Below are 7,479 nucleotides of genomic sequence, written 5' to 3'. Positions count from 1 at the left end.
GGTACTTTTCAACCCATTCTTCATACATGGCGATCATTTCATCCGTGGTCTTTGTGCCCTGTCCGGATTTTTCCAGATCGTAGTTGCCGGTTTCTTCGTTGTAGAATTCAGAGGCCGCAACGTCCATCGCGATGCAGATATCCTTGCCCGGAACATAGCCCGCAGCCTTGATCGCTTCAACAATCAGCTTCAGCGGTTCTTCATTGCCTTCAACGCAGGAAGGAGCGAAGCCGCCTTCATCACCGACGTTCGTGTTGTAGCCTTTGCCCTTTAAGACTTTGCGCAGGTTGTGGAACGTTTCAGCGCCCATTCTGACAGCTTCCTTCAGGGAAGTTGCGCCAACCGGCATGATCATGAATTCCTGGAAATCAACCGTGGAATCCGCATGGCTGCCGCCGTTTAAGACGTTCATCATCGGAACTGGCAGCGTCTTGCCGTTGAATCCGCCGAAATATTTATACAGCGGCATATCATAGTAATCTGCAGCGGCCCGTGCGCAAGCCATGGAAACACCCAGGATCGCGTTCGCGCCCAGTTTGGACTTATCGTTCGTGCCGTCCAGTTCGATCATGACTTTGTCGATCGCGTTCTGATCGGTAACATCCATGCCTAAGACAGCGTCGGCAATGATATCGTTAACGTTGGCAACCGCCTTCGTTACACCCTTACCCATGAAACGGCTCTTATCGCCGTCACGCAGTTCCAGTGCTTCTCTTTCGCCAGTGGATGCACCGGATGGAACGATCGCGCGTCCGAAAGCGCCGGATTCTGTCGTCACTTCGACTTCAACAGTTGGGTTGCCGCGGGAGTCCAGGACTTCGCGTGCGTAAACATCAATAATACTAGGCATCTTCAATTTCCTCCTTGTGATTACCTGTTCTATTTTCCTTCTCCCTTTTTCATTCGGGGAAAAGTCAAATGCTAACGGTGTGTTTTCTTTGTTTTTCTGCCGTCGTTCTGCAGCGCCAGGCCCAGAACGATCAGCAATACCGGCCAGTAGCTGACCAGCATCGTTTCCATGCCGGCCATCAGCTGTTGGACGTCCAGAGTCGGATTCAGCAACAAGATGGCGCCGGAAACAATCAGAATCCCGCCGATCCTCTTTTTCATAACGACGCCTCCTTTTGGCTTCATTATAGACAGAGGATCGATGGGAATTTTGTCATTTTACCTTATTTTGTAGCGTTGATGATTTCTTCAAAGGAATCCGTTTTCAACGAAGCTCCGCCGATCAGAGCACCGTCGATATCTTCCATGGCCATGTATTCCTTAATATTGTTCGGCTTAACGGATCCGCCGTACTGGATGCGGACGCCTTCCGCCGCTTCATCGCCGAACATCACGCGAACCAGGTCGCGAACGATGTGGCAGCAGTTCTGCGCGATTTCCTTCGTCGCGCTCTTGCCGGTGCCGATCGCCCAGATTGGTTCATAAGCGAGAACCATCTTGGCTACGCACTTCGGGCACAGCCCTTCCAGGCCGCCCTTCAGCTGCGCACGGATGACTTCTTCGGTCTGGCCGGCGTCAAACTGAGCTTCAGTTTCGCCGATGCACAGGATCGGTGTGATCCCCGCATCGATTAAACGCTTAGCCTTCTTGTTGACCGTTTCGTCTGTTTCGTTGAACATCTGGCGGCGTTCGGAATGGCCGATGATGCACCATTTCGCACCGATTTCTTCCAGCATTGGTACGCTGACTTCACCGGTGAACGCGCCGTTGTCTTCAAAGTGGCAGTTTTCCGCCGCAACGATCAGGCCCTTCGCCGTATTGACGCAGTCCTTCAGCGCTGTGAACGGAGCCGCGATGCCGTAATCTGCGCCGTCGTGCAGCTTCGGTTCAATTTCATTGATGAAGCTGACCGCTTCCGCGCAGGTCTTATTCATTTTCCAGTTTCCGACAATAATTGGTTTTCTCATTGATTTATTTCTCCTGAATGATTGCGATGCCCGGCAGTTCCTTGCCTTCCATGTATTCCAGGGAAGCGCCGCCGCCAGTGGAAATGTGCGTGAACTTATCTTTGAAGCCCAGCTGGATCGCCGCTGCCGCGGAATCGCCGCCGCCGATTACCGTCATTGCGTCAGGCAGCTCGGAGATCGCCTTGCAGACTTCGATGGTGCCGTTGGCATAAGCCGGGTTCTCGAAGACGCCCATCGGTCCGTTCCAGACAACCGTCTTAGCGCCCTGCAGTTCTTTTTTGAACAGTTCGACAGACTTCGGTCCGATATCCAGGCCCATAAAGCCCGCTGGAATTTCGTCATTGCTGACCGTCTTGACTTCCGTTGCGTTTTCAAACGCGTTGGCAACAACAGAGTCTACCGGCAGGACCAGCTTGTCGCCGCCCTTAGCCAAAAATTCCTTCGCCATTTCGATCCGGTCTTCTTCTAACAGGGATGTACCGATTTCTTTTCCCTGAGCTTTTAAGAAGGTGTACGCCATGCCGCCGCCGACAATGACTTTGTCCGCGATGTTCAGCAGGTTCTCAATGACAGCGATCTTATCGGAAACTTTCGCGCCGCCTAAAATTGCGACTAACGGGCGCTTCGGATTGTCGATCGCCGCGCTCAGGTTCTCGATTTCTTTCTGAACCAGGAAGCCGCAGGCGCTTGGCAGATGCGTCGCAATACCGACGGTGGAAGCGTGCGCTCTGTGAACTGAGCCGAACGCATCAGAAACGAACAGATCGCCTAAACCAGCCCAGTACGCAGCCAGATCCGGATCATTCTTGGATTCGCCCTTTTCATAACGGGTGTTCTGCATCAGGACGATATCGCCTTCGTTCATCGCCGCGATCGCGTTTTCCAGTTCTTCGCCGCGGGTTACCGGAACGAAGGTAACTTTGCCGGAAACCAGCTCCTGCAGCCGTGCGGCAACCGGAGCCATGTTGTTCTTTTTCTTGCCTGCTTCGCACTTTTCAGGATCTTTATGATCGATCTTGCCCAGATGCGACATCAGGATAACCTTTGCGCCATGCTCCGTCAGATAGTTAATCGTCGGCAGAGCGGATACGATCCGGTTATCATTGGTAATTTTTCCATCTTTGATAGGTACGTTAAAGTCGACGCGAACCAGGACGCGTTTTCCTTTAACATCAAGGTCACGAACAGTTTGTTTTGCCATGTTAAGAATTCCTCCTTTTACATTTCAAATTATAACACCCGGAAGAAGTGAAGTAAACTAGGAAAAAGCTGCTTGTGATCATCTTATCAAGGTGATAGCGCTTTCTTTAGACAAGAGTGCGGCAATGTCGATTTTCCCCTTCTTCAGGCCCAAAATTCTCACTGAGAGCTGATGAATTTTCAGCCTCGGAATTTCAAAAAGAAAGGAGCGTTTCCGCTCCTTAATCCATCTCGTTATACAGCTTGGTATATTGATCGGCCGACAAGTTCCAGCTGACATCCGTGCCCATCGCCTGCTGAACCAGCTGATCCCAATCCGCCCGATTGAGGTAGTAAGCGTCAGCCGCGCAGCGCAGCGTGTAAAGCATGTCATGGCTGTTGAACGCCGTAAAGCTGAACCCGTTGCCTTCCTTGGTGTACTGGTTGTACGGATGAACCGTATCGCGCAGACCGCCGGTTTCCCGAACCAACGGCAGCGAACCGTAGTGCATCGCGATCAGCTGTCCGATTCCGCACGGTTCAAATAGCGAAGGCATCAGGAACAGATCGCAGCCGGCATAAATCCGGTGCGCCAGTTCGTCATTGTAACCGCAGTAATACACGGCACGGCGGCGATACTTGTCTTCCATCATCTTAAACTGGTTCTCGATATGCGTTTCACCAGTGCCCAAAACGACAAACTGAACGTCCAGGCCCATGATATCCGCCATCTTTTCAATGATCAGATAGACGCCCTTCTGCCAGGTCAGACGTGAAACGATGCCGATCATCATCACGTCGTCCGCCACCCGCAGGCCCAGCTCTTTCTGAACAGCGGCTTTGTTCGCCCGCTTGCCTTCCAGTACGGTCTCCGCATTGTAATGCGCCGGCAGCGCCGGATCGGTCATCGGATCCCACATCTTCGTGTCGATGCCGTTGACGATGCCGTACAGATCGCTCTGTCTGAACCGCAGCACTTCATCCATCTGCTCGCCATACTGCGCCGTCAGGATTTCCTGGGAATAGGACGGCGAAACCGTCGTGATCTTATCCGAGAAAATAATGCCGGTCTTCATGAAGCTGATGCCGTTGTGGAAACGCATCGAGCCGTCGTCGAAATAACGCCGGTCAATTCCCAGGCAGTCCGTCAGCACATCAGCCGGGAAATTACCCTGGAACGCCAGGTTATGAATCGTATACATGTGTTTGATCTGCTGATAACGCTGATCATCCGGATACTGAATGTGGCACATCGCCGCAATCATGCCGGTATGCCAGTCGTGGCAGTGCATGATATCCGGGAAGAAATCAATCGCCCACAGCATTTCCAGCACCGCTTTCTGATAGAAAGCAAAGCGTTCGCCATCATCCGGATAGCCGTATAATCCGTCTCTTTCAAAATAACCGGCATGTTCGATGAAATAATAGGTAACATTTTCCCATTGCGACTGATAAATCGTCGCAACCGTGTCGATCACGCCGACATGGATCGGGATCGTTTTCAGCTTCGTGAACTCGCCGCGGTATTTTTCAGCAATTCGTTTATACAGCGGCAGCACGACGCGGGCATCCATGCCCTTTTCATTTAAGATCTTCGGCAGCGAGCCGATCACGTCCGCCAGTCCGCCGGTCTTGATATACGGCAAACCTTCCGCCGCGACAAACAATACTGATTTCATAAGACCCCTCCTTTAAATCCGATCTCTGCGTTTGACATAGATCGGAGAATCGTCGGTTCCCACTAACTTTTTAACATGGTTGACGATCGCCGCTTTATCGACGATGACATGATCCAGCTTCGCGCCTTCGCCGATGTAGGCTCCCGGCAGGATGACGCTGTTTTTAACAACCGCGCCGCGCTTGATAATGACATTCCGTCCGATAACGCAGTTTTCCACGTTGCCTTCGATATGACAGCCGTTGGCAATCGAACAGCCGCGGATCTTCGCTTCCGGCATATATTGAGACGGTGCGGAATCGTTGGTGCGGGTGTGGATCGGCCAGTCTTCTTTGAATAATTCACGCGCTTTGGCATGCGTGCGCAGTTCGATGTTCGCCTTGAAGTAGCTGCGCAGGCTGTTGATGCAGTAAACCGTGCCCTTAAACGCATAACCGTTGATCCGCAGATCGTCGCAGCTGTCAGCCAGGATATCCTTGAACCAATACAGCGAGCTGGTGTTGGCCGCTTTGCGGACTAATTCCAAAAACAGCTTCTTCGTCATGACATACGCTTCCAGGGAAACATTGCGGGTTTTGTATTTGCCGCGGTTCTTTTCAAACGCGACGATCCGCTTGTCCTTGTCCATCGACAAGGTGTCGCAGCCGATGAATTCTTCCTTGGCGTTGTCCGTCGACTTGTAGATAACGGTGACGTCGGAATTCTTTTCCGCGTGATATTTGAGAACTTCATTGAAGTCGATCTGGTAAATCATATAGCTTGGCGCAATGATGACATACGGCTTATTGACTTCTTCAATGTACTGGATGTTGTCCATGAAGTTGGCGATATCGTGGTTGTAAACCTCCGACATAATCCGGTTTTCTCCATACAGAATGCTCAGGCGTCCGCGCTTGGAGTTGATGTTGTACTGCCGGCCGTTGCCCAGATGCTCGATCAGAGAACGCGGTTTGTCTTTAATGAACACTTCAATCTGGGAAATCCCGGAATTGGTCATGTTGGAAAGCATAAAGTCGATCAAACGGTAACGACCCAGAAAGGAGATCGCAGAGGCCGGGCGGTAATCCATCAGACCTGTGATATCGACACAGGCGTCTTCAAAGTTGATAATTCCTAATGCGTCACACATACTTCCGTCCCCCTTATTTCACTCTCTTTTTTGCGATCAGTTCGATATGTTCGCTGTCCTTGTGCCCGACAACGGCGCCCGGACTGATTTCCACGTTGTCCGCGACGATGCAGCGGGTTACCTTCGCACCCTCGCCGATCACGGCGTTCGGCATGATGACAGAATCGACGACCTGTGCGCCGCTGCCGACTTCCACGTTGGTAAACAGCACAGAGTTCTTCACATTGCCGTTGACGATACAGCCCTGGTTGATATAACAGTTTTCAACAACCGCTTCCTCGCCGATAAACTGCGGCGGCGTCGGTACGTCCTCGGTGTAAATCTTCCATTGGGAATCGCCCAGATCCAGCTCGTTGTCCGGATTCAACAAGTCCATGTTCGCTTCCCACAGACTGTCGATCGTTCCGACGTCTTTCCAATAGCCCTTAAAGCGGTAAGCCGTCAGAACCTTGTTGTCGCGTAAGAAGGCCGGGATGATATCCTTGCCGAAATCATGTTCGGAATTCGGATCCTTTTCATCAGCGGTCAGATATTTGCGCAGCGTCTTGTAATTGAAGATATAGATGCCCATCGAAGCCAGATTGCTCTTCGGCTTCGCCGGTTTTTCCTCGAATTCAATAATCCGGTCGGTTTCATCCGTGTTCATGATGCCGAAACGGCTTGCTTCCTTTAACGGAACGGCCAGAACGGCGATCGTCGCGTCCGCGTTGTTGGCTTTGTGGTGCGCCAGCATCTTGGCATAATCCATCTTGTAAATGTGGTCGCCGGACAGAATCAGCACATATTCCGCTTCCATCTGATCCAGGAAGTCGATATTCTGCGTGATCGCGTCGGCTGTGCCGCGGTATAAGCCCAATCCGGTCTTATCCTTTTCCCGCGGCGGCAGAACGAAGACACCGCTGTCGCGTGCATCCAGTCCCCAGTGGTGATCCCGGGCAACATAGGAGTTCAACAGAACGGATTCATACTGCGTCAAAACGCCGACAACGGAAATTCCCGAGTTGGCACAGTTGCTTAAAGGAAAGTCGATAATACGATACTTTCCGCCGAAGTAGACTGCCGGTTTAGCGACTTTTTTTGTAAGATCAAGAAGACGGCTTCCGCGTCCTCCCGCTAAAATCATGGCAACCATATTATTTTGTTTCATACTTTTAGCCCCCATAGTTTCTCTATGATTTTATTATAGCGTGTTCGCGTCTGTTTTTCAAAGATTAAAAATCATATTTCGTCTGTTCTTCAAAATTTAAAAACGTACATTTTCAGTTGATAATCAAAATTATTTGCGAAACGGCCTGGAAAATCCGGGTTAGAACGAATTTAACTTATTTTTTAAACGTTTTTCCGGAAAAATTTTGTCATTTTGCGACAAAAACAGAAATTTATTAAAAAGTAAACGGTTTCAAATTCATTTTCTCTTTCATCTAATTATTTCACAATCTTTGCGGTCAAATCAATTTTATCCGGATTTCTCTAATTTCCAACTAAAATTATTACCTTCACCGTAACCGCTTCCAATTTAAGGTTGATAAAAAATAAAATAACGGCCGTTATTCCGTTATTTCAGCGTATTTTCAGGC

General features: G+C 50.5%; 7 protein-coding genes. All 7 read right to left on the bottom strand.

Annotation, left to right across the window (positions count from 1 at the left end):
- Nucleotides 1-850, bottom strand: an 850-nt coding sequence (gene eno / locus HOLDEFILI_RS01695) for a phosphopyruvate hydratase (RefSeq protein WP_006057616.1), incomplete at its 3' end; no start/stop codon positions are given.
- Between the two features lie 71 nt (nucleotides 851-921).
- Nucleotides 922-1,110: a LiaF transmembrane domain-containing protein gene (locus HOLDEFILI_RS01690; RefSeq protein WP_039863675.1), complete on the bottom strand. Its 189-nt coding sequence runs from the start codon at nucleotides 1,108-1,110 to the stop codon at nucleotides 922-924.
- Between the two features lie 62 nt (nucleotides 1,111-1,172).
- Entirely contained in the window at nucleotides 1,173-1,916 is a 744-nt protein-coding gene (gene tpiA / locus HOLDEFILI_RS01685) for a triose-phosphate isomerase (protein ID WP_006057614.1), read from the bottom strand.
- A gap of 4 nt (nucleotides 1,917-1,920) precedes the next feature.
- Nucleotides 1,921-3,117 (bottom strand): phosphoglycerate kinase, encoded by a 1,197-nt coding sequence (locus HOLDEFILI_RS01680; RefSeq protein ID WP_006057613.1) that lies wholly within the window; start codon nucleotides 3,115-3,117, stop codon nucleotides 1,921-1,923.
- Nucleotides 3,118-3,337: 220 nt separating this feature from the next.
- On the bottom strand, nucleotides 3,338-4,774 hold the full coding sequence (gene glgA / locus HOLDEFILI_RS01675) for a glycogen synthase GlgA (RefSeq protein ID WP_006057612.1): 1,437 nt from the start codon (nucleotides 4,772-4,774) through the stop codon (nucleotides 3,338-3,340).
- A 12-nt stretch (nucleotides 4,775-4,786) separates the two neighbouring features.
- Nucleotides 4,787-5,902, bottom strand: a complete 1,116-nt coding sequence (glgD, locus tag HOLDEFILI_RS01670) for a glucose-1-phosphate adenylyltransferase subunit GlgD (protein WP_006057611.1) — start codon at nucleotides 5,900-5,902, stop codon at nucleotides 4,787-4,789.
- A gap of 13 nt (nucleotides 5,903-5,915) precedes the next feature.
- Complete coding sequence (locus HOLDEFILI_RS01665; RefSeq protein ID WP_039863674.1) at nucleotides 5,916-7,049, bottom strand: glucose-1-phosphate adenylyltransferase; 1,134 nt, start codon at nucleotides 7,047-7,049, stop codon at nucleotides 5,916-5,918.
- Between the last annotated feature and the right edge of the window lie 430 nt (nucleotides 7,050-7,479).

Source organism: Holdemania filiformis DSM 12042 (genome assembly GCF_000157995.1).
Taxonomy (GTDB): Bacteria; Bacillota_I; Bacilli_A; order Erysipelotrichales; family Erysipelotrichaceae; genus Holdemania; species Holdemania filiformis.
The sequence above is the reverse complement of the archived record's forward strand: the minus strand, read 5'-3'. Positions and strand labels throughout refer to the sequence as shown.

Bases quoted from the DNA above. Each gene is read 5' to 3' on its own strand.
- glgD (WP_006057611.1), bottom strand. From the start codon at position 5,902: ATGTGTGACGCATTAGGAATTATCAACTTTGAAGACGCCTGTGTCGAT.
- tpiA (WP_006057614.1), bottom strand. From the start codon at position 1,916: ATGAGAAAACCAATTATTGTCGGAAACTGGAAAATGAATAAGACCTGC.
- HOLDEFILI_RS01680 (WP_006057613.1), bottom strand. From the start codon at position 3,117: ATGGCAAAACAAACTGTTCGTGACCTTGATGTTAAAGGAAAACGCGTC.
- HOLDEFILI_RS01665 (WP_039863674.1), bottom strand. From the start codon at position 7,049: ATGAAACAAAATAATATGGTTGCCATGATTTTAGCGGGAGGACGCGGA.
- HOLDEFILI_RS01690 (WP_039863675.1), bottom strand. From the start codon at position 1,110: ATGAAAAAGAGGATCGGCGGGATTCTGATTGTTTCCGGCGCCATCTTG.
- glgA (WP_006057612.1), bottom strand. From the start codon at position 4,774: ATGAAATCAGTATTGTTTGTCGCGGCGGAAGGTTTGCCGTATATCAAG.